This is a genomic window from Odoribacter sp. Z80 (assembly GCF_009935865.1).
Lineage (GTDB): Bacteria > Bacteroidota > Bacteroidia > Bacteroidales > Marinifilaceae > Odoribacter.
Genome location: NZ_QWEL01000047.1, coordinates 1 through 524 on the forward strand (window position 1 = coordinate 1; position 524 = coordinate 524).

The window sequence follows — 524 nt, forward strand, 5'->3', positions numbered from 1 at the left end:
AGAATGCTTTAGCTTTCACTGTTTCTATCAAGCAAATGATCTTTTTTCATCATTATCATTATGGTATGAAGGATTAGGTCTAGATTTAGAACCTGATTCACTCAACTACGTTTTCTATCAAGCAAATGACCCTTTTTCATCATTTTCATTATGGTATGAAGGATTAGGTGTTGTTGTAGAACCCGATTCACTCAATTACGTTTTCTATCAAGCAAATGACCCTTTTTCATCATTATCATTATGGAAAGAAGGATTAGGTGTTGTTCTAGAACCTGATTTACTCAACTATGTTTTCTATCAAGCAAATGACCCTTTTTCATCATTATCATCATGGTATGAAGGATAAGGTCTAGTTTTAGAACCTGATTCACTCAACTTCGTTTTGACCCATATTGTTACTTTCAAAGCTTTTGCAGAAAGAGAAAACAGCTAAAACGGACTGTATGAAGAATGCTTTAGCTTTCACTGTTTCTATCAAGCAAATGATCTTTTTTCATCATTATCATTATGGTATGAAGGATTAG

The 524-nt window shown here is 33.0% G+C and carries 1 protein-coding gene; it reads left to right on the plus strand.

The features are described from left to right. A partial coding sequence (locus D1136_RS10805; protein ID WP_161877626.1) for a hypothetical protein occupies positions 1–346 on the plus strand: 346 nt, incomplete at its 5' end. Positions 347–524 lie beyond the last annotated feature (178 nt).